23 protein-coding genes and 1 riboswitch are annotated in these 21,955 nt (G+C 54.2%); all 23 genes read right to left on the minus strand.

From position 1 onward, the window contains the following. Positions 1 to 5 precede the first annotated feature (5 nt). Entirely contained in the window at positions 6 to 950 is a 945-nt protein-coding gene (locus BMY11_RS26325; protein WP_090583048.1) for a protein kinase domain-containing protein, read from the minus strand. Beyond that, positions 934 to 1,659, minus strand: coding sequence for a vWA domain-containing protein (locus BMY11_RS26330; RefSeq protein ID WP_090583050.1), 726 nt, complete (start codon positions 1,657 to 1,659; stop codon positions 934 to 936). The genes BMY11_RS26325 and BMY11_RS26330 overlap by 17 nt, the downstream gene beginning before the upstream one ends. Positions 1,660 to 1,993: 334 nt before the next feature. Next, a complete protein-coding gene (locus BMY11_RS26335) occupies positions 1,994 to 2,332 on the minus strand; it encodes a hypothetical protein (RefSeq protein ID WP_090583052.1) in 339 nt (112 codons plus the stop codon). Between the two features lie 3 nt (positions 2,333 to 2,335). After that, positions 2,336 to 4,843, minus strand: a complete 2,508-nt coding sequence (gene spoIIE / locus BMY11_RS26340) for a stage II sporulation protein E (RefSeq protein ID WP_090583054.1) — start codon at positions 4,841 to 4,843, stop codon at positions 2,336 to 2,338. A 408-nt stretch (positions 4,844 to 5,251) separates the two neighbouring features. Next, positions 5,252 to 5,800, minus strand: a complete 549-nt coding sequence (locus BMY11_RS26345) for a S1 domain-containing RNA-binding protein (RefSeq protein ID WP_090583056.1) — start codon at positions 5,798 to 5,800, stop codon at positions 5,252 to 5,254. Between the two features lie 179 nt (positions 5,801 to 5,979). Beyond that, positions 5,980 to 6,309: an FtsB family cell division protein gene (locus BMY11_RS26350; protein WP_090583058.1), complete on the minus strand. Its 330-nt coding sequence runs from the start codon at positions 6,307 to 6,309 to the stop codon at positions 5,980 to 5,982. A 27-nt stretch (positions 6,310 to 6,336) separates the two neighbouring features. Next, the gene (gene yabQ, locus BMY11_RS26355; protein WP_256217790.1) at positions 6,337 to 6,993 is read right to left on the minus strand and encodes a spore cortex biosynthesis protein YabQ; all 657 of its coding nucleotides are present in this window, start codon (positions 6,991 to 6,993) and stop codon (positions 6,337 to 6,339) included. Next, entirely contained in the window at positions 6,990 to 7,274 is a 285-nt protein-coding gene (gene yabP, locus BMY11_RS26360) for a sporulation protein YabP (RefSeq protein WP_090583060.1), read from the minus strand. The genes yabQ and yabP overlap by 4 nt, the downstream gene beginning before the upstream one ends. 220 nt (positions 7,275 to 7,494) lie before the next feature. Beyond that, complete coding sequence (locus BMY11_RS26365) at positions 7,495 to 7,776, minus strand: RNA-binding S4 domain-containing protein (protein WP_090583062.1); 282 nt, start codon at positions 7,774 to 7,776, stop codon at positions 7,495 to 7,497. Next, positions 7,777 to 8,049: an HU family DNA-binding protein gene (locus BMY11_RS26370; protein ID WP_090583064.1), complete on the minus strand. Its 273-nt coding sequence runs from the start codon at positions 8,047 to 8,049 to the stop codon at positions 7,777 to 7,779. Between the two features lie 176 nt (positions 8,050 to 8,225). Continuing rightward, on the minus strand, positions 8,226 to 9,704 hold the full coding sequence (gene mazG / locus BMY11_RS26375; protein ID WP_090583066.1) for a bifunctional methyltransferase/pyrophosphohydrolase YabN: 1,479 nt from the start codon (positions 9,702 to 9,704) through the stop codon (positions 8,226 to 8,228). A gap of 144 nt (positions 9,705 to 9,848) precedes the next feature. Continuing rightward, complete coding sequence (locus BMY11_RS26380) at positions 9,849 to 11,546, minus strand: polysaccharide biosynthesis protein (RefSeq protein WP_256217791.1); 1,698 nt, start codon at positions 11,544 to 11,546, stop codon at positions 9,849 to 9,851. Between the two features lie 107 nt (positions 11,547 to 11,653). After that, the gene (gene spoVT / locus BMY11_RS26385) at positions 11,654 to 12,196 is read right to left on the minus strand and encodes a stage V sporulation protein T (RefSeq protein WP_090583070.1); all 543 of its coding nucleotides are present in this window, start codon (positions 12,194 to 12,196) and stop codon (positions 11,654 to 11,656) included. Between the two features lie 300 nt (positions 12,197 to 12,496). Then, positions 12,497 to 12,625, minus strand: coding sequence for a hypothetical protein (locus tag BMY11_RS29550; RefSeq protein WP_256217792.1), 129 nt, complete (start codon positions 12,623 to 12,625; stop codon positions 12,497 to 12,499). A gap of 20 nt (positions 12,626 to 12,645) precedes the next feature. Then, entirely contained in the window at positions 12,646 to 13,494 is an 849-nt protein-coding gene (locus tag BMY11_RS26390) for an ABC transporter ATP-binding protein (RefSeq protein ID WP_090583072.1), read from the minus strand. Positions 13,495 to 13,543: 49 nt separating this feature from the next. Then, entirely contained in the window at positions 13,544 to 14,365 is an 822-nt protein-coding gene (locus BMY11_RS26395; protein WP_090583074.1) for an ABC transporter permease, read from the minus strand. A 5-nt stretch (positions 14,366 to 14,370) separates the two neighbouring features. Further along, a complete protein-coding gene (locus tag BMY11_RS26400) occupies positions 14,371 to 15,384 on the minus strand; it encodes an ABC transporter substrate-binding protein (RefSeq protein WP_090583076.1) in 1,014 nt (337 codons plus the stop codon). Positions 15,385 to 15,476: 92 nt separating this feature from the next. After that, positions 15,477 to 15,588, minus strand: a riboswitch (guanidine-I (ykkC/yxkD leader). A 120-nt stretch (positions 15,589 to 15,708) separates the two neighbouring features. Then, positions 15,709 to 16,410: an urea ABC transporter ATP-binding subunit UrtE gene (gene urtE / locus BMY11_RS26405; RefSeq protein ID WP_090583078.1), complete on the minus strand. Its 702-nt coding sequence runs from the start codon at positions 16,408 to 16,410 to the stop codon at positions 15,709 to 15,711. Beyond that, complete coding sequence (gene urtD, locus BMY11_RS26410) at positions 16,388 to 17,173, minus strand: urea ABC transporter ATP-binding protein UrtD (protein WP_256217793.1); 786 nt, start codon at positions 17,171 to 17,173, stop codon at positions 16,388 to 16,390. Before urtD ends, urtE begins: the two co-directional genes overlap by 23 nt. Further along, positions 17,136 to 18,227 (minus strand): urea ABC transporter permease subunit UrtC, encoded by a 1,092-nt coding sequence (urtC, locus tag BMY11_RS26415; RefSeq protein WP_090583143.1) that lies wholly within the window; start codon positions 18,225 to 18,227, stop codon positions 17,136 to 17,138. Before urtC ends, urtD begins: the two co-directional genes overlap by 38 nt. A 33-nt stretch (positions 18,228 to 18,260) precedes the next feature. Further along, a complete protein-coding gene (urtB, locus tag BMY11_RS26420) occupies positions 18,261 to 19,169 on the minus strand; it encodes an urea ABC transporter permease subunit UrtB (RefSeq protein WP_090583080.1) in 909 nt (302 codons plus the stop codon). Positions 19,170 to 19,281: 112 nt separating this feature from the next. Beyond that, positions 19,282 to 20,535, minus strand: coding sequence for an urea ABC transporter substrate-binding protein (gene urtA, locus BMY11_RS26425; RefSeq protein WP_090583082.1), 1,254 nt, complete (start codon positions 20,533 to 20,535; stop codon positions 19,282 to 19,284). 332 nt (positions 20,536 to 20,867) lie between these two features. Beyond that, positions 20,868 to 21,917 carry a lactonase family protein gene (locus BMY11_RS26430; protein WP_177182842.1) on the minus strand — a complete coding sequence of 350 codons (1,050 nt, stop codon included), beginning with the start codon at positions 21,915 to 21,917 and terminating at the stop codon, positions 20,868 to 20,870. Positions 21,918 to 21,955: the final 38 nt, after the last annotated feature.

Raw genomic sequence — 21,955 nt, forward strand, 5'->3', positions numbered from 1 at the left:
TCTCTCTACGGCCCTGTTCGCAGCAGGAAGTAAATTGTGGTCGCGAGAACCGCTGCTGACAAGGCGAACAAGCCCTTCAGCCAGCGCGGCGCAGGCGCCGTTGCCTTGGTTGGCGCGCCCGCCTTGTGCATCCACTGCTGCCAAGCGGCAGCGGCTTCGCGAGCGCTCGCGAACTCGCCGTAGAGCGCCTTGCGCAGCCAGCCGCTGAGCGGCTTCAGCGCCGCGCTCGTCGCAGCGAGCTTCGCCAGCTCATCCGGCGTCCGTGTCTGCGGGAGCAGCCCCGACGACAGCTGCGCCAAGCGGCGTCCTTCCTGCAGCTGCAGGCAGAGGACGGCGAAGGAGAACAGATCGTAGCGCGCATCGGAAATGCGCGATCCGGCATTCCAATAGCCGCGGTCGTAGATCTCCGTAAATTGCCGCACTCCTTTGCCGAAAGCCGTCGCGCCGCCATAATCAACAAGCTCCGGACGACCGTAATCGGCAACCAGTACGTTCTCGATCTTCAGATCGCCGAACGACCAGCCCGCTTCATGCAGCTCCGCGAGCTTACCGAGCAAGTTATAGAGCACAACGGGAAACCACTCCTTACCCTGCGCCTGCAGGTAGTCCGAAAGTGTCTTCCCTTTAATATAACGCATCACATAGAAAGGATATTCCTTTCCGTCTGCAGCGCGGTAATCATCCACATCGACAAGGAACAGGCCTTGTCCTACGGCTGCACCACGTTTCTGCTTCTGCTTATAGATCGATTGCAGCACATTGACCTCAGACTGCAAATCGACCGCATCGGACCCGAGCTTCAGTGCATAATAATACTTCGCTCGTTCAACCAAGAACACTTTGCCATTGGCGCCTTCACCAAGCGGTCTCTCGACGCGGTAGCTGCCTTGCTTCCACTTACCGCTAATGATTGAACCGCGAGGCAGGCTCCATTCAAACGACGTAGTCACTCATCATCCCGTCCGTTCCATCATTCTTCCTATTACCATAATCGGCTTTTTGGTAAAAATCAATGACATGCAGCAGCGCCGGACCGGTTGGCGTCGTTCCGCGCATCTGTAAACGCGGGAAGATCGAGTGAACACCGTTAATATTACTCGTCCAATCAAGGTCCTGCTTGCAGTCCTCACCATAAGCCGAGCCCGGAAAATGAAATACAGCCATCTCGCTCTTGCCTTGCCGTGATTGCAGACTGAGCGCAAGGTCGCGAATCGCTTCCTCTACGGCTTGCAGCTTCGGCTTCATGCTGGCGCTCGCATCAATGAGCAGCGCCACGCGCAGATTGCTCGTCTCGGTCAAGTCGTCGATGACACGCACCACCTCGCCGCGTTTCTCCGGCGGCAGCTCCTCGATCGACGAGTGCCCAAGCACCTGCTTCAACTCACGCGATACCGCATGCTGAATCGTCTGCACGACCGTCTTGCGCGTCATCATCTGCACCGTCTGCGACAATTGGCGTGTATGCGATAATCGGCTTAGGCCTCCGCCAGCACGGGCAATCTCCTCAATCTCCGATGAGCCGAACTCACCAAGATCTCCATGATCAATTACCCCGACAACGTTTACCGTAATCTGGGCAGCATACGCCTGTGCCGCTGCCACGACCGGACTTACTCCGACGTTGGAGCAGCCGTCCGTTATCAATAGAATTTGCTTCATCGTTCATTCCTCCAAAACCTTGGAATCTACTGCTAGTACTAGCTCTATCAGCATTGCCACTTTTGAGAGGCGATAACCCTGAAACCAAGGTGAAACGGCTGTCGCCGTCTCTTGGCGGCGCAGCGCGTTTCATTCCGGAGAATTCTAAGCATATTTATAACGCGAAGCATATAAATTCTTAGAATTCAAGTGAAAACGGCTGTCGCCGTCTTCTGGCGGCAAAGCTTACGCTTCCGGAGAAATCTAAGCAAAGTATATCGAAAACTTATACTTTCTTAGATTTGAACGCAAAAAAGCCTGCCGCTAGCAGGCAGGCTTCATCCTATTGGCTCTACTATTGGTCGTTCACCAGGGAGGGTCTTCGCTTAAACTGCTGGGAGCGCCTAACTCGCTTGCGTGCTCTCCGGCGGGATATCGGCTCGCGAGCCATCACCTTCTCTACACGCTTCCTAGCATTCACCTTTGGCGCAGTACGCTTACCCGCGCCCCGCGCTTTCGACTCAGGCTTGTTTGCTCCCACCGCGGCTGCGGCTCCGATTCTATCTTCTACCCTGGTCCCCACCCCAGTTCCAGCTCCTGCCACCGCTCCTGCCCTGATTCCCACTCCAGCTCCAACTCTGGTTCTCGCTTCAGCCACAGCTTCAACTACAACGCCAACAATATATTTACTCATCAGTCAGCTCACCGTCCTTGGACGCTCGACCGTAGGTCTCCCCGGCCAGCGGAATGTAGCCCACTCGGGCTGATGCTTGTCCACCTTCGCAACGACAACCGTCATATCATCCACAATGTCGCCTTTGTGGTATCGCACTACGGTATCCAACAGCGCGTCCGCAATTTCTTGCGGCTGATCGGATCTGATCTCCTGGATCACCCGTTTCATCCACATTTCCTTATTCACCGCATGGCCCGGCGCGTCATAAATGCCGTCAGTCATCATAATGAGCGTATCCCCCGGGTGCAATTGCACGCGGATCAAGTCTATGTCAATGTCCTGCAAAATACCTACCGGCAAATTGTTGGCCGTGATCGGGATCACTTCGTTACCGCGCTTGATAAAGCTCGGCGTTGACCCGATTTTCATAAAAGTCGTCTTCGCACTGTACATGTCGATGAGCGCTACATCGACTGTCGCGAATATTTCGTCAGATGAACGAAGCAGCAGGACGGAATTCACCGACTTGATGGCCAGCTTCTCATCCATACCCGACTGCAGCAGCTGCTGCAGGATGGTCAGAGCGGTGCTGCTCTCCTGCTTGGCCCTCTCGCCATTGCCCATTCCATCGCTGATTGCGACAGCAAACTTGCCATTGCCCAGCTCAACGGTGCTGAAGCTGTCTCCCGACAGCAAATCACCGCCCTTGGCGAGACCGGCGACTCCAGTCTCCACCTCATACGCTTTGGCCGTACCGAAGACGACGATGGCTGCGCCCTTCTCCGGATACTTCTCTGACATAACGGCGATCGGTTCACCGAGAATGTCAGTCAGCATCGGCGCTATAATTTTCCGGCATTCATCATAGCCCCGGCCGAACGTATGGTACACTTCGATTTCGACGTTTCCCTCCTCCAAATTAATAATTTCAATACCCTGTATGGATAAACCGAGCCCTTCCAGCGCTTCCCGGATTTGTTCTTCCTGCATGTGCAGCTGCTGTCCTTCCCGCTTAATCTCGCGGGCCAAGTCCTCCATGACTTGAGAGACACCAAAAAGCTGCTCGGCGACGAGCTGACGCGATTCGTTCAGCTGCTTTCTCCAATGTTGGTCATGCTGATACAGCTCATACTGCTGCTGCATGACACTCAGTACCTGAGGTGTCTTAATACAGTGCGTGCTCCATTCGCGAGGCACTTCTTTCGGCGTGGTGCGGCGTCCTTCCTGAACCGCGGTCATCATGCCCGTCATCATTTTGTACGTCTCATAATACTTCCCCTCCCAGCAGAGCTCCCTCCGGTGACACGAGTCGCAGGTGCGGTCAGCAACCACATTCATAAAGTGATTGACTACTGCATCCCGCTTCTCCTTCTCATCCGCTTGGCCCTCACCACCGATGGTACCGAACTGCCCAAAGCTGCGAGACAGCTGGCGAAACACCTCCGAGAACTGGGAGACACGCTGTGCCGTGACATCCCGCACCCTTTTTGCATATTCATGCTGTGATTTCACATGCTCCTGTGTGCCAGGCACGTATTTAGAGATAATCCGAATAATCGATTTCGGTGTCAGCATCAGCATCGTCGCTGCAATGACCGACTCCCATGTGGAAGCCATCACATCCGTTTGATTGCCAACATAGATGGTGAGAATGGAGGATCCAAGCAGCATCCCGAAGGCCACTGCAGCCTTGCCGCCTTCCCGCAGCAATCCAGCAAGCAGCCCAGCGAACGCGAGCAAGCTCATCTGAACGATTGCCCCCGTATCTGCGAGGCTCAAGATAAGCCCAGCCACGACGCCGACCGATGCGCCAAGCGGGGCACCGCCGACTAATGCAAAGAGCAGCAGCATGTATCGTGACAAGATATGCTCGATGGAGAGGCCATAAGCCAACCAGCCGACAGCGCCAGTCATAACTGAGGCAAGCATAATCATGAGGCAGATAATCTCCTCATTCTTCAGCGCGGACGTCTTCTTCGTTAACGTCAGTACCGGAACCGCCTGAACGAAGACGAGCGTAAGCACGAATCCGAGCGATGCTTCTACGCCAACCATCATCAGCTCATACCAGCCCAGCTTGTCCGCAATGACATTGTCGAACAGCCTGACCAGCATTGTGGAAAGGAAGACAAGCAGCGGAGCATAAGATAGCTCGGCCCTCTCATAGGCTTCCAACCCCCGCAGCAGCAGATAGACAACGACTACCTCCATGGCGGTCCACATCGGCTCCGATGCGACAGCGAGCCAGCTGCCGGCGATAATAGATACTGCGACTGGCAGAATCATATCTCGCCTTAAAAAATAAATAACGGTAAAGTATGCAACAGCGAAAGGAGTTAGCGATTCCAGAATAACTGCCCGGCCTAATAAGAAACCGACGGCCATTAAGACGAAGGTCCACTTGCGTGAGGTAATCATTCCGGCTAAGCGAAGCAGTCCTGTACGCTCAAGCCCTGTGCGAAGGGCTGATTGTACGAAGTTCCTAGGGCGTACACCCGGAAACATAACAACTTTTGGTTTGTCCACCATACGTGAATGACACCAGCCTTTCCGAATAATTAGTGTAGCCCCATTATAGGAGCAGCAACTTAAGAAAGTTTGTCAGAAAGCGTTGCCAATTCAAAAGTTTTTTCCGACAATTCGCGTACGGTGGGCGGCGACTTGTCAATTGTGAAGCGCACCAGCACTAGCAAGGGAATGACTTCCTTTCGACAGCTGACATGTGTCATCCATTCAACAAAATCTGTTGCGCGGGGCAGCGAATTCGATAGCGAATTGCCGTCCGAACCTGTCGGGATTGAGTGAGAACAGGAGAAAAGTTTTTTGCGTGGGCGGGTATAATAATGCGATGGGCCGCATAGAGTGCTTAAAACAACGGATATGCATAAAAAAAAGACAGTGTCGTAAGAGACACTGCCTGCAATAACGTTCTATAAATTAATCGCGCTTAGCGCCACGGCCACCGCGTTTCGATTCCGTATTCTTCTTCAAGGAGGACATACGCTCTTCGCTGTCCTTCAGGAAGCGTGACACTTTATCCTCGAAGGATGGTTTGCCGAAAGCAGGTTTACCGCCGCCACCTTTGTTGAATGGACGTCCGCCGCCGCCACCGCCGCCGCCTTGACGATTAAAACCGCCGCCACCGCCCGGTCCACGATCTCCACTCGGTCCACCAGTCCGGCCGCCAAAGCCACCTGGTCCGCGATCCGCACTGCGTTCACGCTGAGGAGGTGGTGCAGAGCCTTCTGGACGATCGACTGCCTGTTTAATGGAAAGTCCGATTTTTCCGTCTTTGTCCACATTAATGACCTTAACTGTAACAACGTCTTCCAGTTTCAAATGGTCTTTAACGTCCTTGACGTAATTATCGGCAATCTCTGAGATGTGAACTAGCCCTGTGACACCTCCCGACAAATCGACGAATGCTCCGAAATGCGTAATGCCTGTCACCTTGCCCTCTAACTTGGCGCCCACTTCAATTGCCATAGATAAAAATGTTCCTCCCTAACCGTTATGAGAAGCTGATCGCTTCAATTTCTCTCAGCCCCTTAGGCTGCGAGGTAAATAATTATGACGGTAAGCCGTTAAAAATGCGGTTACTTAAGCTGATTATACCCGAATGAGAGAAGCAAGGCAACAGACGTATACCCCGATGCAGTGCCTATCTATCGCTGTTTAATGGGTACGATTTGTTTCTCACCCTTGCCTACCATGCCCTGCTCTTTCGTAGCTAGCTGACCAATATACTCTTTATCGCTCAGTCGGGTCACTTGAAGTTGCAGATCATTGACCTGCTTCGTCGCGTCTTCAATCTGCTTCGTCGCGTTCGCAAGCTTCGTCTCCGCATCGCCCTGACGCGCGAGCTGCGTAAGCAATGTATACAACGCCCAGCCCATGAAGAGAGCGACAAAGATAAACCAGATTCTCAGCCTACGTTTCGTGCCTGCATAGCTGGCAGCGGCGGATGAATTCGTACCTGTATGTGCAATCGCCATTTCATGGACCTCCTGACGCTAATGATTTCATTCATTTCCCTTATGATCATCATCGGAATCCGGCTTCCGTTTCATTAGGCGCTCCCACACGCGGACTGCGCGCTCCCGAACCGCCAGAGACCGTTCCTTCAGCCGCCACTTGGCGATAATTGGATTTACCCGACTTGTCCAGTAACGAACCACAGGCTTCCAAATTGGCTTCGTCATCCAAGCAAACAATTTCCAAAAAGGACGAACCAATTGTAACACAATTTTGAATATGAAAATAGTAAATGCCCGCAAAAAAGCTAAAAGCACTCTGCTAATCCGATAGAGCAGCAGCAATGGCTTAATGACGAGCAGAACGAATGCATGAATGACAAAATGGATAATCGCCCGAACCGTCCCGATCAGCACATGCACGATCTTCATCGTAATCTTGCTGAACAGCCAATAATAGAGGCAGATGCCGATAAGCAGGCCGAGGAACACATAAGCTCTCACTTCCCCTTCATTGCTGGAAGAGAGCACTTGAAACACGATAATTGTCGCAGCGATCCAGTAGAGCAAATCAAGTACTGGAATCCATAAGCGGTTAATCTTCAGCTCGTCCGACACGACGCGATACCCGTCGAAGACGATACCCATCCCGATCCCAGAGAGCAGCATCGTCGTCATCGTCAACCATTGTATGCTGAGGCTCACTTGAATAACTTCCCGAACAGGCCCTTCGACTTCGCGGCCGTATTGCCATCCAGATAGTTGAGCGAATGGACGAGCCCCTCAATCGCTACCAATCCTTGCTCCAAGCTAAGATGCTTCATATGCAGATTCTGCCCGCGAATGGCCAAGAAACCAAGCTCAGTCTCAAGCAGAAACTCTTCATTGTCGAAGCTCTCCACATTATTGACGCCGGTAATCTCAAGGATCTTGCGGTTAAGCATTTTGATTTCCTGGCGTTTCTGACCTTTGCCTTGCTCGTTCATTGCCCGTCACCCTCCTATAAGCGGTCCTATTAACTAAGACTAGCTTATGGGTGTCGGACAGGTTTTAGAACACAAAAAGACCGCTCCGATAACGGGAGCGGCCTTACGTTTCTATTGCTAGTCAAGTGTAAACAGCAGTTGCCACCCTCACAGTAAAAGCTTACGTTTCGCCGAGACATTATAGAAATGCATACACGTGAAGCCTATAAATTCTACAATGTTAAAGGGTAAATGGGTTGTTCTCAGACTGGCGTGCTTCTTCTTTCAACAAAGTATACATACCGCTAGCCTCGTCCTTCTTGGTCGTCTCCACAATCCGCTCAACGCGAATGGAGACGATCTTCTGGCCGTATTGAATCTTGAGCTCGTCGCCGACTTTGACGGTGCTGCTAGCTTTGGCTTCGCGATCGTTGATCCAGACGCGCCCCTGCTCGGAGACGTCCTTCGCGACGGTACGCCGCTTGATCAAACGCGATACTTTGAGAAATTTATCCAGACGCACTTACTTAATCGCGTCCTTCAGTTTATTGCCGGCCTTGAATGCTGGAACCTTGGATTCTGCAATTGTGATCGGGTTACCTGTTTGCGGGTTGCGGCCTGTACGACCGGAACGCTTGCGCGTCTCGAAAGTGCCGAAGCCGATCAGTTGTACTTTGTCGCCGCTTGCAAGCGCGACTGTTACTTCGCCCAGGAAGCCGTTCAATACGGATTCCACATCACGCTTAGTGAGTCCGCTCTTAGCTGCAATGTTGTTGATCAAATCAGTCTTGTTCATCCTTCAATTACCTCCTAAATGAATTATACTTTTAGGCAGCTAAAAAGCCGCCGCTTAGCTGATTCCCTCAAGTGGTACTATTCTGCCTGTTAGCAAATAAATCCTGCTTTCTGGAAAATATTTTCGGAGTTTGTGAGGAAAAAAGCCGAAATTTGACGAATCTCTTTGTCTACCTACTAGGGTAGCCTTTTAGCAATCTCCCAGTAACGATCCATCTCTGTTAAATCAGTTTGGTCAAAGGATCGGCCGCTTATACGAAGCTGCTCCTCAATATATGAAAATCGTTTCTTAAATTTCTGATTCGTACGTGCTAGAGCTTCTTCCGGATCAGCGTGAATGAATCTCGCTGCATTTACAGCCGCAAATAATAGATCTCCAAGCTCGCCCGCTTGCTCCTCCGCGTCCTTGCTCGCTATCGCTTCACGCAGCTCGCCGAGCTCTTCGGCAATCTTATCTAGCACCGGACCGAGATTATCCCAATCAAAGCCAACCTTTGCCGCTTTCTTCTGAATCTTGTAAGCCTTCATCAGCTCCGGCAGACCCGGCGGGATGCCATCCAGCTGCGAAGCTTGCGACGCATCAATGCCTTTGATCCGTTTCTCTTCGGCCTTCATCTGTTCCCAATTCGCAAGCGCCTCTGTAGCATTTCCCGCGTTCGTTTCGCCAAACACATGCGGGTGACGGAACAGCAGCTTCTCATTCAACGATTGAATCACATCATAGACAGAGAACGTCCCAACCTCTTCTTCCATCTGACTGTGCAGCATCACTTGCAGGATGACATCGCCGAACTCTTCCCGCATGCCGTCCGGGTCATCGTTGTCGATCGCCTCAATCGCTTCATACGTTTCTTCGATGAAGTTCTTACGGATGGATAGATGCGTCTGTTCACGATCCCACGGACAGCCTTCGGGACTGCGCAATATGGCGACGATTTCGTGCAGACGTTCAAAGGTACGGTTGCGCAAGCTCTCATCGCTCGAACGCGGCAAGTAGATCAGCGACAAATTGCCGTAGCCAGGCGTACGGTCCAGCTCATAAAGCGGTACCGTTAGAATCTGCTCTTCTCCAGGAACGCCGAGAGCATGTCCGATGACAATTGGATGATCGTCCGGCAGCAGCTCCATCAGTGACAGCTTTACATCCGAAGCGGTGTACTCGTCGTACACCTGCCCAATGACCGTGTGCATGTCCGTACGGATGAGCGACGACTTTAGCTCCGCCGCGTCCAGCAGCTGGAACCCTTCAATCGGGTCAAAGCCGAGCCTTGTGAACGCTTGGTCGAGGAAGCTCTCGCCGCCAAGAATGTGCAACTCTATGCTATGCTCTGGGCAGCGCTCGCGCAGCAGCTGTACGGCGCGTTCCGCCACCATCGGATGACCAGGGACCGCATAGATGATGTTTTGTTTGGTCTGCGCATGCTCGATCAGCTGCGTTGTAATCGCATCGTACACATCCGGGAACGAGTCCATCTGCTCGTAGATCGCGTCGAACGACTCATAGCTAAGCTTGTTGTCGTGAAACAGGCGCATCATCGGGTGCTTGTCCGTTCTTACAAAGCGGTGCTCCGCCTCTTGCAGTCTGCGCCAGACGCCAAGCGTAAGCTGGTCTTCGTCGCCGGAACCGAGTCCGACGACGGTTATGGTTGATAGCATTTATGTATTCCTCCTTGGAAGGTGGTGAGATTAGCGGGATGATTGGGGCCAAACGGCTAGTCGCCGCGAAGAGCATATGGATCGGCTAGTCGCCAGAAAAAGCAAGGCCAAACGGCTAGTCGCCGCGAAGGGCATATGGATCGGCTAGTCGCCGGACGGTAGCAGCCGCAAGCTTTGTAGCTTGGCGGCGAGTGCTCCGCCGCCCGGGAGCGCGCGCAGCTCGCGCGCCGTTATGCCGCCGAAGCGAAGCACGGCGGCGAGGAAGAGCGCTCCGCCGAGGGCGACGCCACCGAGCGCGAGCGCTGCAGCTGCCGCCCTCGGCGGCAGGGAGCCGAGCAGCGAGGCAGCGCCGCGCTCGGCCGGTACGAGCACCGCGGCCATGACCGCGAGTGCGAGTACAATGCCCGCGGCGCGCCGCGCGGGCATTGCCGCGCCAGCGGCGCGGCGGACGGCGCCCGCGCCCAGCAGGGCGGCCGCCGTGAGCGCCGCGATGCCGGCGCAGGCACTGCCGGCGATGCCGAGCGCCGGCACGAGGGCGGCGTTGAGCGCCGCCTTCAGCGCTGCCGCGGCGAGCATGAACAAGGCGGGGCCACGAACCGCCCCAAGCCCTTGCAGCACCGCCGCGGTTAGCGCACTGACGGTGCCGGCCAGCGCCGTGCACCCGACAAGGGCGAATGTACGCGTGCCTGCATCGTCCGCGTACAGCATCACATTAATGGGCTCGGCCAGAACCGCGAGCCCGAGAGCCGCGGCTGCGCCGATCATCCAGGCGGCCCGCATCACGATGGCCGCCTGCTGTCGCACCGCAGCCTCATCGCCGCGCAGACGTGCGGCTGCAAGTGCGGGAATTAGCGCGGAGCCCATCGCGCCAGCAACCATGACGACCAGCTGCACAAGCGGCTGGCCCCGGCTATATAGGCCGAAGAGAGCCATCGCTTCGGCCTGTCCATCTCCCGCGGCGCGAAGCAGCCGCGGCACAGTAAATGCATCCACGGCGCCAAGCACCGGTACGGCAAGCGCCCCCAACGTCACGGGCACGGCAAGCAACGCCAGCCGCCGCATCAAAGCGCCAAGCGATTGCGCTTCACGTTTTTCTTTATCTACATCCACTGCTTTCCATTCGTACCCATTAAACGCTTCCCGTCCATCACGAGCCCGCTCCCGCGCCCATATCCCTACAATAACCGCAAGCCCTGCCGCACCACCGATCGCCGATCCTGCATTCGCTCCAGCGGCGAGCTCCGCGTCCGCCCAGCCGTAATGCCAGCCGAGCGCCAGCAGCGCCAACATACCGGCAACGCGCACCGTCTGTTCCGACAGCTGCGACACGGCCGAGGGCAGCATTTCACCACGCCCCTGATAATAACCGCGCAGCGCAGCCATGACCGGCACAACCCACAGCGCGAGTGCAGACATCCGGACCGCTTGCGCCGCTTCCGTATCGCCTATCCATGAGGCAATTACGTCAGCGCCGCTCCACATGAGAACAAAGCAGACCACGCCGTAGCCAAACAACAGCAACGCACTCGCACGCAATATCCGGTTCGAGCCGCCGCGAGCGCCATGAACCTCCTGCTCGGCGACAAGAATGGAGATCGCGACCGGAAATCCGGCCGTTACGAGCGCGAGCAGCAGTTGGTACAGTGGATACACCGCGTTATAGATACCGAATACGCGGTCCCCGGCTATATTTTGCAGCGGAATCTTCTGCAGTGTCCCGAGCGCCTTGCTGATGAGCATCGCAGCGCCCATAAGCGCAGCACCTCTATATATAATCAGCCGTTTCCCATGAGCGCTCGCACGCCTGCCGGACTCCGCTTGAATCCCCTTTTCACTCTTCAACCACGTGCACCTGCCTATCTCTTCTCCTACTCCCATTATACCCCAAAGTCGACCTATACAGAAAAAAGCTCCCATGAAGACCTCTCTTCAAGGAAGCTTATTATTTGCTACTGCTCCATTTGCTTAGCGAGAAAACCTGCTGCTGTCTCTGCCATTTTCGTTTCCATCTGCGACATCTTTATATTCTCATCCTTGCTCAGCAGCACAACCGTACCGATGGGATCGCCCCCCGCCACGATAGGGGCTGCCACGAAGGAGCTAAATGCCTCGCCGATATCCTTCACGATTTCAAACGAGCCGCCTCCGGTTTCCATCACAGTCTTGCGGTTCTCCATACAGTTCTCTAGCATGGCTCCGATCTGCTTCTCCAGATAGTCCTTCTTGGACGCTCCTGCTACAGCAATAATGTTATCCCTGTCTGTAATCAAGGTAATATGATTGGTGCTTTCCGAGAGAGACTCCGCATATTCCTTGGCAAAGTCGCCAAGCTCCCCAATGGGAGAATATTTCTTCAAAATCACTTCTCCGTCGCGGTCGACGAATATTTCCAGGGGGTCACCCTCACGTATACGCAGTGTTCGGCGGATTTCCTTCGGGATAACGACCCGACCGAGATCATCAATACGACGGACAATTCCAGTTGCTTTCATGTTCTAGTTGCCCCACTTTCCTTGAAGGTTGTGAATTGGACTGGACGCAAACGCGCTTGCTGCAATGTCTATGGTTCAAGAGGAGAGGATCCTTGAATAAGGTGATTTTCGTTCTGACCATAGTATTCATCCCCTCCCATTTTCTTATTCACGTGGAAAAGGGGCTAAAGCCTTGATTCACCGCGACTGGAGAGATCTACCACTTCAGCTTGCGGTTGGCGAGCGCGACCTCCATTACCAGCTAGCCTGCACAAATTAGTTGGAAATATCCAATCATGCTGCAAACAAAAAAAAGCCGCTCTAACGAAGAGCGGCAGGATGACGGAAAAACATAATCTTCACGATAGACCCGAGCAGCGCCAGCAGCCGATTGTTGAACTCTCTACGCGTATCTGCGCCTTCACGATTTGTTTCACGCTTCCCTGGCATGGTCGGTCACCCCTTCGTGTTTAATGCTTCAGCAGCAGCCCAAGCTCTCGCTTGAGCGCCAGAAACTCCGGCAACTCCCGCACTTCAGGCGTCCGCTGAGCAGGCAGTGATATATCGAATGTCTTCAATATCCGTCCGGGACCTGCCCCCATAACGACAACCCGCTGGGACAGGAATACAGCCTCGTCGATGTCATGCGTGATGAAGAGAACCGTCGTCTTCTCCTTCTCCCACACCTCAAGCAGCATCTCCTGCATCTCGAGCTTCGTCTGCGCATCAAGCGCGCCGAACGGCTCATCCATGAGCAGCACCTTCGGGCGGTTCGCAAGCGCTCTTGCGATAGCAACCCGCTGCTTCATCCCCCCGGACAGCTGCTTTGGGTAGGCGTTCGCGAACGATTCGAGCTTGATCACTTTCAGAAAATGATTGCTGATGTTTCGGCGCTCAAGCGTAGGTACGCCCTTCAGCTTCGGGCCATACTCGATGTTCTCTCGTACTGTAAGCCACGGGAACAGCGTATAGCCCTGAAACACCATGCCCCGCTCCGCGCCTGGCCCGATCACTTCTTCGCCGTCCAGCGTCACCGAACCTTCGCTCAGCTCGTCGAGCCCAGCCACGATGCGCAGCAGCGTGGATTTGCCGCAGCCGGACGGACCGACGATGGTCACGAATTCATTCGTCTGCACGCTCATGTCGATGCCACGCAGCGCCTCGAATCGGCTTTTCTTCGTTTCGTACACTTTGCTAAGACCGCTGATCGTAATCTCGCCCCGCTGCGCCACCGCTTTGTCTATCTCTACCGCGTGCACGCTTCTTCCTGCCTTTTCCTGCACCGCAACAGCTTCCGTTGTACGTTTTGCCGCTTCCATGGCATTCACTCCTTGTTCACTCATTCGTGTTATGCCTTGCTTGGGTGCCCTATGCCCATGGGAACAGTCGGCGGTTCAAGAAAGCGAAGATCCGGTCGCTGATGAGTCCGAGCAGTCCGATGACGATGATGCCGACGAAGATTTGATCGGTGTTTAGGAAGCGCTGCGCCTTCATAATGGCGTATCCGAGACCGCTGTTGACCGCGACAAGCTCCGCAACGACGAGATACGTCCACGCCCAGCCGAGGATGAGCCTAAGTGTATTCATCAGCTGCGGCTGGATCGCTGGAATGAGCACCGTCTCAATCGCCTTCCATCTTCCTGCGCCGAGCGTGAACGACGCTTGCAGCAGGTCATGGGAGACGCGGCGCGTATTGTCGGCTACCATCAGGACGAGCTGGAAGAAGCAACCCAAGAAGATAAGCAAGATTTTCGCCCATTCGCCTATACCTGCCCACACCATGATGAGCGGAATAAACGCAACTGCAGGCATATAGCGGATAAATTCCATCGGCGGCTCCACGAACGCCTCACCGTACTTGAACGTACCTGCGAAGATGCCGATCGGAATTCCGATGACACAGGCGAGCAGGAAGCCCGATGTTACACGGAATACGCTGATGCCGATGTGATGCCAATACTCGCTCGTGCCGAGCATATGGAACATCTCAATGAACACTTTATCCGGGGTCGGCAGGAAGATTGGATTGACTGATTTCGTATAGCTGAGCAGTGACCAGAGCGCGAACAGCAGAATAAAGGAGAAGCCCGCCGTGAATGCAAAAGGCCTGTTGCCGATATCTTTGAAGATTTGAAGCCGGTTCGGCTTCCTCTTTCTCGTTTTCGTTGATGCTGCTGTCGTCGCGCTCATAGGGCTCACTCCTTCGCTGCTTTTTCTACAAACGATGAATCAAAGAGGACGCTAAAGTCTTTAATCTCATCTACCATGTCGAGCTTCTTCAGGAAGTCTGCCGTCTTCTCTGCCGTATACGGAAGCGATGTGTACTCATCCCGTTTACCGAACGCTGTCACGTTGTCTTCCTTCGTAAAGAGCTTAATGCTATCAAGCCCAAGCTTGAAGTCCTCTGGCGTCGTCTCTGCCTTCTCCGCCATGAGTTTGATTGCTTCGTCTTCATGAGTCTTGAAGTAGTCCAGCGCATCGAACCAAGCGTCGACGATCTTCTGAATATCATCCGGGCGGTTCTTCACAACCTCGTCGCGGAAGACAAGCAGATCGGGGATTAGCCCAGGTGTTTCCTTCGAGGAGAAGAGCACCTTGCCTTTGCCTTCCTTCACCGCTTTCGTTTGGAATGGCTCCCAGAGCACGGATGCATCTGTTTTGCCAGTGATAAAAGCAGGTCCTGCATCGTTAACCGTCATATTCACGTAATTGACATCCTTCTCGGACAGCCCGTTCTGCGCGAGTGCCGTCAGAAGGAGGAGATGATCGACTGTACCAAGCTCGGTCGCTACCGTCTTGCCCTTCAAATCTTTGATCGACGCGATATCAGGCTTACTTACAATGGCATCGCCGCCGAAGGAGTTGTCGTTAACCAGCACAGCCTTGAGACCGATGCCTTTCGATGCTGGCGCAAGCGTATCGCTCAGCGTTTGGCTGTTTGCATCGACCTTTCCTGTCGCGAGTGCCTGCAAGGAATCACTGTAGACCGGGAACCATTTGAGATCGACCTTCACGCCATGCTTATCGAAGAAGCCTTTCTCATCGACGAGGAACCAGAAGAACCAGCCCGGCCAAGGGCTTAGCGCAATCGTAATCGGTGAATCATCTGCACCTGTGGAAGCGTCCTTCGATCCACCGCATCCAGCGAGTGTAATAAGCATTGCAGCGAGCACAGCTACCGTAACCGTTCGTTTCATTCTTCTCTTCATTCGTCCCCACTCCCATCGTTTCTCTTTTATGTACCTAAGGCTGCCTGATACGAGAACCCTGTGTACAAGAAATAGAAAAAGCCTAAGGAGAGATCTCCCAGGCTTTTGTCCTTCCGTGTATATGAAGCGATTCGCTCCATACGCCATCTCTCGGACCAGCTGGCACTTTTCTGTGCGCGCCACGGAACCCTAGACAGCTTGTTGTTCCCTATCGGAATGCGGGGAACCGATATTCTATTGTTAGATAATCTAACATCTGTCTTTATATTAAAAGGAGGATCATGGATGTGTCAACACTTGTGTTAGGTTTTATTACATAATTGTTTATACCGTCAGGTAATGACGAATCACTTCGTCATTCAAATCCGATAGGCCGCCCTCCCAGGCAACAGAGCCCTTCTCCATAATGTAGAAGTAATCGCCAACACTCTTCACGAACTCTAGGCTTTGCTCAGCAAGCAGAATTGACGTCTCCCCTCCTGCCTTGATTGAGCGGATGACATCGCGGATATCATCAACGATGGAAGGCTGAATGCCTTCGCACGGCTCATCGAGGAGCAGCAGCTCCGGCTCCGAGGCGAGCGCTCTGGCGAAGGCGAGCTGCTGCTGCTGCCCGCCGCTTAAGTCCCCGCCCTTGCGGTCGTACATTGCAGGCAGCACAGGAAACTTGGCGACTGCGGACTCCGGTATGGCGTGACGCCGCTTCTTCCCTCCTGCCGCTTCAAGTCCAAGCAGCACATTCTCGAACACTGTGAGCTGCGGGAAGACCTCACGCCCCTGCGGCACATAACCGATCCCCTTCTTCGCCCGCTGCCCCGGTGGCAGCTTCGTCATATCATCGCCTTTGTAGGTCACTGTTCCCCGGCGCGCTTTGAGCACGCCCATAATGCTCTTCATGAGCGTTGTTTTGCCAACCCCGTTGCGCCCGAGCAGGCAGACGACCTGCCCCGGCTTCACCTGGAGCGTCACCTGTCTTAAGATGACGCTCTCCCCGTAACCTGCTTCAAGCTGTTGAACGGCTAGCATCGGCATCCCGCCTTTTCCCTAAATACACTTCCGCGACGCGGTCATCCCGCTGCACATCCTCCATGGACCCTTCCTTCAGCAGCCGACCTTCATGCATGACGGTCACCTTGCTCGCGAAGCTGCGTACGAACTCCATGTCGTGCTCCACGACGACAATTGACTGCGTCTTGCGGATTTGCTGCAGCAGCTCGCCGGTTTTCTCTGTCTCCCGGTCTGTCATGCCTGCTACCGGCTCATCCAGCAACAGAATCTCTGGCTCCTGCAGCAGTATCATGCCGATCTCCAGCCACTGCTTCTCGCCATGCGACAGCCCGCCTGCCCGCCACGACGCCTTCCCCTGCAAACCGACCATTTCCAGCTGTGCCGCGAGACGATCAGCCTCCGCAGGGCGCAGCTTAGCGCGCATCGCCGCGAAGACGCCCCGATTCTGCTTCATCGCGATCTCGAGATTGTCGTAGACGGTGAGCGACGGGAAGATCGACGGCGTTTGGAACTTCCGGCCGATGCCAAGCTCCGCAATCTGATGCTCCCGCTTCCGCGTAATGTCAACGCCGCCGCGCAGTGTCACCTTGCCTGACGCCGGCTTCACTTTACCGCAAATGACATCCAGCATCGTTGTTTTGCCCGCGCCGTTCGGACCGATGAGAAACCGCAGCTCGCCGCGCGTAAGCGTCAGATCCATCCCTTGCACCGCTTTGAAGCCGTCGAAATCAACCGTCACACCATCACACTGCAGGATTACGGATTCCATTCGTTCGTTCATCCGATTTCCTCCTCCTTCCAACAAACCCCTTCAAACTACCAAACAGTCCCGCAGCACCCTTCGGCAGGAACACGACGACGACCACAAACAAAGCGCCTAAGAACAAAGTCCACATGTTCGGATAAGATTCACTGAACGTGCTCTTCGCCGAATTAAGCAGCACCGCTCCAAGCACTGCGCCGCCGAGCGTGCCGCGCCCTCCGATCGCCACCCAGAGCACCATTTCAATCGAAGGAACGATGCCCATCATCGACGGTGAAATAATGCCGACATGAAGCACGAATAGCATGCCCGCAAGCCCTGCGAGCCCTGCAGAAATCGCGAATGCGACCATCTGATAGATCGCTGGATTGTAGCCGATGAAACGCACCCGATTCTCGCCGTCTCTGATCGCCCGCAGCACCTTGCCGAAGCGGCTCTTCACAATTAACCGGCAGATCAAGAAAGCGCCAATCAGCACCGCCACCGTTACAAAATACAACCATCGCTTCGTGTTCGGCGCTGCGAGTGAGTACCCGAACAGCTTGCCGTAGCCAGTAACGCCGTTGGTACCGCCTGTATAGGCTTGCTGCCCAACGAACAGAGTCACCATAATGATGACGAGCGCCTGCGTCAGAATCGTAAAGTAGACGCCGCGAATGCGGTTGCGGAACGTCACATAGCCAAGCACAAGCGCGAGCAGAGCGGGCAACAGAATGCCTGCGGCTAGAGCGAAGCCGATCGACTCGAACGGCTTCCAGAACCATGGCAGTGCGGTCAGCCCGCTCCAGTCCATGAAATCCGGCAGCCGCCCTCCACTTGCTTCGAGCTTCAAGTACATCGCCATCGCATAGCCGCCGAGTCCGAAGAATACGCCATGGCCCAGACTAAGAATGCCTGTGTAGCCCCAGATTAGATCAAGCCCGAGCGCTACGATTGCATACGCCAGAAACTTCGCCAGCAGGTTAAGCCGAAAATCACTGAGCACAAGCGGCGCGCAGAAGAGAACGACTGCCGACGCCGCATAAACCGCCAGGAGCCACAGACGCCGGGACGATAATGTTCGTAGCAGCATGCCCTCACCACCTTTCAAAGTAGAACCTCTTGCTTAGTTATCGAGCGAGCGAGAGCGCATCGCCACAAATCCGCTTGGCTTCCACTGCAGGAACGCGACGATGCATAGAAACACGAGCACCTTCCCGAGCGAGGCCGTCGTCCAATATTCGAACAACGTATTCGACAAGCCAATTCCAAATGCGCCAAACACGGTGCCTACTAGCTTGCCGACGCCGCCAAGCACGACGACCATAAAGGCATCCACAATATAATAAGTGCCGATAGACGGCCCGATTGGTCCAATGAGTGTAAGCGCGCAGCCTGCAATGCCTGCAATGCCTGAGCCGATTGCGAACGTAACCGCATCGACCCGGCGCGTCGAAATGCCAAGGCATGCCGCCATCTCCCGGTTCTGCATGACCGCCCGCATACGGCGTCCCGAATGGCTCCGGTAAATGTACACGTACATGAGGAACAAGCAGACAAGTACCAGTCCAAGAATGAACAGCCTTTTGTACGGAAACACGATATCTCCAAGTACAGTTACACCACCGTTCAGCCATGCAGGGCTCGTTACGCCAACATTCGGTGCGCCAAATATACTGCGCGCGAGCTGCTGAAGCATGAGACCGACACCCCAAGTAGCAAGCAAGCTGTCGAGCGGGCGCCCGTATAGGAAGCGGATGAGGCTCATTTCGAGGACGAGGCCGAGTAAGAAAGCGATGATGAAGCTCGCCGGAATGGCGAGAACGAAATACCAGCCGAAGAGCGAGGCGGGCATATAGGAGGTAAACAAATTTTGCACAACGTAGGCGGTATATGCTCCAATCATAATGAGCTCACCATGTGCCATATTAATGACCTTCATGAGCCCGAATGTAACCGATAATCCAAGCGCAATCAGCAGCAGGATCGAGCTGACGCTAATTCCGTTAAACAGCTGCAGCACAACAACGTCCATGCACCCACCCCTTATCGCGTCCCAAGCAACCGACTTTCGCAAACCAGGCCGCGCCGCCAGGCATGAAGCGGCGGCGCAGCGCGATTCGTATATTGCAAATTGCGTTAATCCCTTACTTGCCTGCAGTTAAGCTAGCTGCCCACGTGTAACCTTTCAGGAATGGATCTGGCTTCACGGGCTCACCGGAATTCCATACTTCCTTAAACTGGCCATCCGTCTGCACTTCGCCGATACGAACGGTTTTGTATAAGTGCTGGGTCTCGCCGTCAATCTTCACTTTGCCTTCCGGCGCATCCCATTCAAGTTCCTTCGCCGCCGTTTTAACCTTCTCGACATCGGTGGAGCCTGCTTTCTCGGCGGCTGCAGCCCACAGGTATACAGCATCATAGCCTGCTTCAATCGGATCAGCAGTTACACGGTCATCGCCGTACTTTTTCTTATAATTCTCTACAAAGGTTTTGTTGGCAGGGGTGTCTGTTGTTTGGTAGTAGTTCCAAGCGGCGTATGTACCAGCGAGTACGTCTGTGCCGATACCGCGAATTTCTTCTTCTGCGACGGAGACGGACAATGTTGTGAGGTCTTTGGAGGTAATGCCGGCATCCTTCAACTGCTTGAAGAAAGCGACGTTGCTATCACCGTTCAGCGTGTTGAACACGACATCCGGCTTCGCTTCTTTGATCTTGGCGATAACTGTGGCGTAGTCGGTATGACCGAGCGGCGTGTACTCTTCGCCTGCGAGCTCTCCGCCTTCAACCTTGAGCTGTTCTTTGATGATTTTGTTCGCTGTGCGTGGGAATACGTAGTCTGAACCAAGGAGGAAAAACTTCTTGCCGTGGTTTTGGAGGAGCCAGGTGACAGCAGGTACGATCTGTTGGTTCGTCGTAGCGCCTGTATACATGATGTTCGGTGATTGCTCAAGTCCCTCATACTGGACCGGATACCAGAGCAGCCCCTTCAGCTCTTCGAATACGGGCAGCATCGCTTTACGGCTCGAGGACGTCCATCCGCCGAACACCGTCGCGACTTTATCTTCGGAGATAAGCTTCCGCGCCTTCTCCGCAAAGGTCGGCCAATCCGACGCACCGTCTTCGACGACAGGCACGATCTTCTTACCGAGCACGCCGCCCTTCGCGTTGATTTCGTCGATCGCCATCATCTCTGAATCTTTGACCGACACCTCGCTGATTGCCATTGTGCCGCTGAGAGAATGAAGAATACCCACTTTAATTTCCCCGCCGCCGGTCGAATCTGTCTGCGTGCCCTCATTCGGGGATGCAGCTTTATCGTTGTTTGTACCGCATCCCGCGAGCGCCAAGCATAATGCAATGAGTACCGCCGCACTGCCCTTCGCCTTCCTACTCCTCATTCTCCCACTCCCAATCCCTATTTTTCTCTTTCTCTATTCCGAACGTTTTTCTGGATTTGTCTTCCAACGTTCGTGGTCTCATTATAAAATCCGCTCTAGATTGATGTCAATAAACTTTACATAAAATAATCAAATTTTTCTTAACTGCTGATAATATGCGTTATTCGTTCATATTAATGTTAATTTAACTCACAATATTGAGCGATATGCTTACGGGACACACCGTATATATAGCACATATATAACAAGACCTTCTTTTCGAACAACACAAAAAAACCGGACAAGCGAAGTCCCCGCTCATCCGGCCCTATATGATCTTCCGCTCACGCGGCTTACTTCACGAATGCAATGCAAACCGGCTTATTCGTCTCGATGCTGTGCCCTGTCGGCTGCAATTCACCTGTCGCCTGATCGATCCGGTAGGTGACGATGATGCTCGATTCCTGGTTCGCCGACAGCAGATATTGTCCGTCCGGTGATATCGCAAAGTTGCGCGGCGTCTTCCCACCGCTTGGCGCGAACTGCACAAGCGTAAGCGAACCGTCCGATCCTACGCGATATACCGCGATGCTGTCATGTCCGCGATTCGACGCATATAAGAAACGCCCGTCAGCCGTCACATGAATGTCCGCGCAGGTCGTCTCCTCAGTGAACGATTCCGGCAGCGTCGAAATGACTTGCTTCAGTGTCAGCTGAGACTGTTCCGCTTCATAGCTGTAAACGGCAACGGTGCTGTCCAGCTCATTGATGACGTACAGAATCGGCTGCTGCGGGTGGAACGCCATATGCCTAGGACCCGCTCCCGGAGCAGCAGCAGTCGCCCCTTGCTTGATCAGCTTCTTCGCATCTGAATCCATTCGGTACGAGACGACTTCATCTGTGCCGAGATCAGCAATGAGCACATAGCGCCCTGCTGGATCAACGATCGCCGAGTGCGGATGCGGCGCTTCCTGGCGGTCATCGCGCGGTCCGCGGCCCTCATGCGAGATATGATCAGCAAGTGTAACGGAACCATCCTCACCGAGCGCATACAAGCTGAACGTGCCGCCCGTATAGTTCGTCACGACAAGCAGCTGCCCGCTCCTGTCAAATTCGACATGGCATGGCGAACCGCCGAGCGTGGACGCTTCGTTAATCGCCGTTAGCCCACCGTTATCGCCTGTCAGCGCATAGCTCAGCACACTGCCAGGCTCCACGCCGGTTTCGCTTACCACGTAGAGATGAGTGCCTGCATCATTAACACGCAAGAAGGATGGATTATGAATGCCTGCTACACCGGACAATCGGCTGATTGCACCCGTCACTGTATTCAGAGTCATTGCCGATACACCCTCTTGCTCCTCCGAGGAGTAGGAACCTACAAAGAATAGCTGCTGTGTCACTTTGTGACCTCCTATGAAATGATTATAAAGTCAAAACA

The sequence above is a fragment of the Paenibacillus sp. OV219 genome (assembly GCF_900110075.1).
Taxonomy (GTDB): domain Bacteria; phylum Bacillota; class Bacilli; order Paenibacillales; family Paenibacillaceae; genus Paenibacillus_Z.

Excerpts from the sequence above, each read along its gene's own strand:
- urtC (WP_090583143.1), bottom strand. The coding sequence starts at position 18,227 with ATGCTGCTACGAACATTATCGTCCCGGCGTCTGTGGCTCCTGGCGGTT.
- BMY11_RS26395 (WP_090583074.1), bottom strand. The coding sequence starts at position 14,365 with ATGAGCGCGACGACAGCAGCATCAACGAAAACGAGAAAGAGGAAGCCG.
- spoIIE (WP_090583054.1), bottom strand. The coding sequence starts at position 4,843 with ATGGTGGACAAACCAAAAGTTGTTATGTTTCCGGGTGTACGCCCTAGG.
- BMY11_RS26390 (WP_090583072.1), bottom strand. The coding sequence starts at position 13,494 with ATGGAAGCGGCAAAACGTACAACGGAAGCTGTTGCGGTGCAGGAAAAG.
- BMY11_RS26370 (WP_090583064.1), bottom strand. The coding sequence starts at position 8,049 with ATGAACAAGACTGATTTGATCAACAACATTGCAGCTAAGAGCGGACTC.
- BMY11_RS26350 (WP_090583058.1), bottom strand. The coding sequence starts at position 6,309 with ATGGCGATTGCACATACAGGTACGAATTCATCCGCCGCTGCCAGCTAT.
- urtD (WP_256217793.1), bottom strand. The coding sequence starts at position 17,173 with ATGAACGAACGAATGGAATCCGTAATCCTGCAGTGTGATGGTGTGACG.
- BMY11_RS26330 (WP_090583050.1), bottom strand. The coding sequence starts at position 1,659 with ATGAAGCAAATTCTATTGATAACGGACGGCTGCTCCAACGTCGGAGTA.
- BMY11_RS26345 (WP_090583056.1), bottom strand. The coding sequence starts at position 5,800 with ATGGCAATTGAAGTGGGCGCCAAGTTAGAGGGCAAGGTGACAGGCATT.
- urtA (WP_090583082.1), bottom strand. The coding sequence starts at position 20,535 with ATGAGGAGTAGGAAGGCGAAGGGCAGTGCGGCGGTACTCATTGCATTA.
- BMY11_RS26335 (WP_090583052.1), bottom strand. The coding sequence starts at position 2,332 with ATGAGTAAATATATTGTTGGCGTTGTAGTTGAAGCTGTGGCTGAAGCG.
- yabP (WP_090583060.1), bottom strand. The coding sequence starts at position 7,274 with ATGAACGAGCAAGGCAAAGGTCAGAAACGCCAGGAAATCAAAATGCTT.
- BMY11_RS29550 (WP_256217792.1), bottom strand. The coding sequence starts at position 12,625 with ATGCCAGGGAAGCGTGAAACAAATCGTGAAGGCGCAGATACGCGTAGA.
- spoVT (WP_090583070.1), bottom strand. The coding sequence starts at position 12,196 with ATGAAAGCAACTGGAATTGTCCGTCGTATTGATGATCTCGGTCGGGTC.
- mazG (WP_090583066.1), bottom strand. The coding sequence starts at position 9,704 with ATGCTATCAACCATAACCGTCGTCGGACTCGGTTCCGGCGACGAAGAC.
- urtB (WP_090583080.1), bottom strand. The coding sequence starts at position 19,169 with ATGGACGTTGTTGTGCTGCAGCTGTTTAACGGAATTAGCGTCAGCTCG.
- BMY11_RS26400 (WP_090583076.1), bottom strand. The coding sequence starts at position 15,384 with ATGAAGAGAAGAATGAAACGAACGGTTACGGTAGCTGTGCTCGCTGCA.
- urtE (WP_090583078.1), bottom strand. The coding sequence starts at position 16,410 with ATGCTAGCCGTTCAACAGCTTGAAGCAGGTTACGGGGAGAGCGTCATC.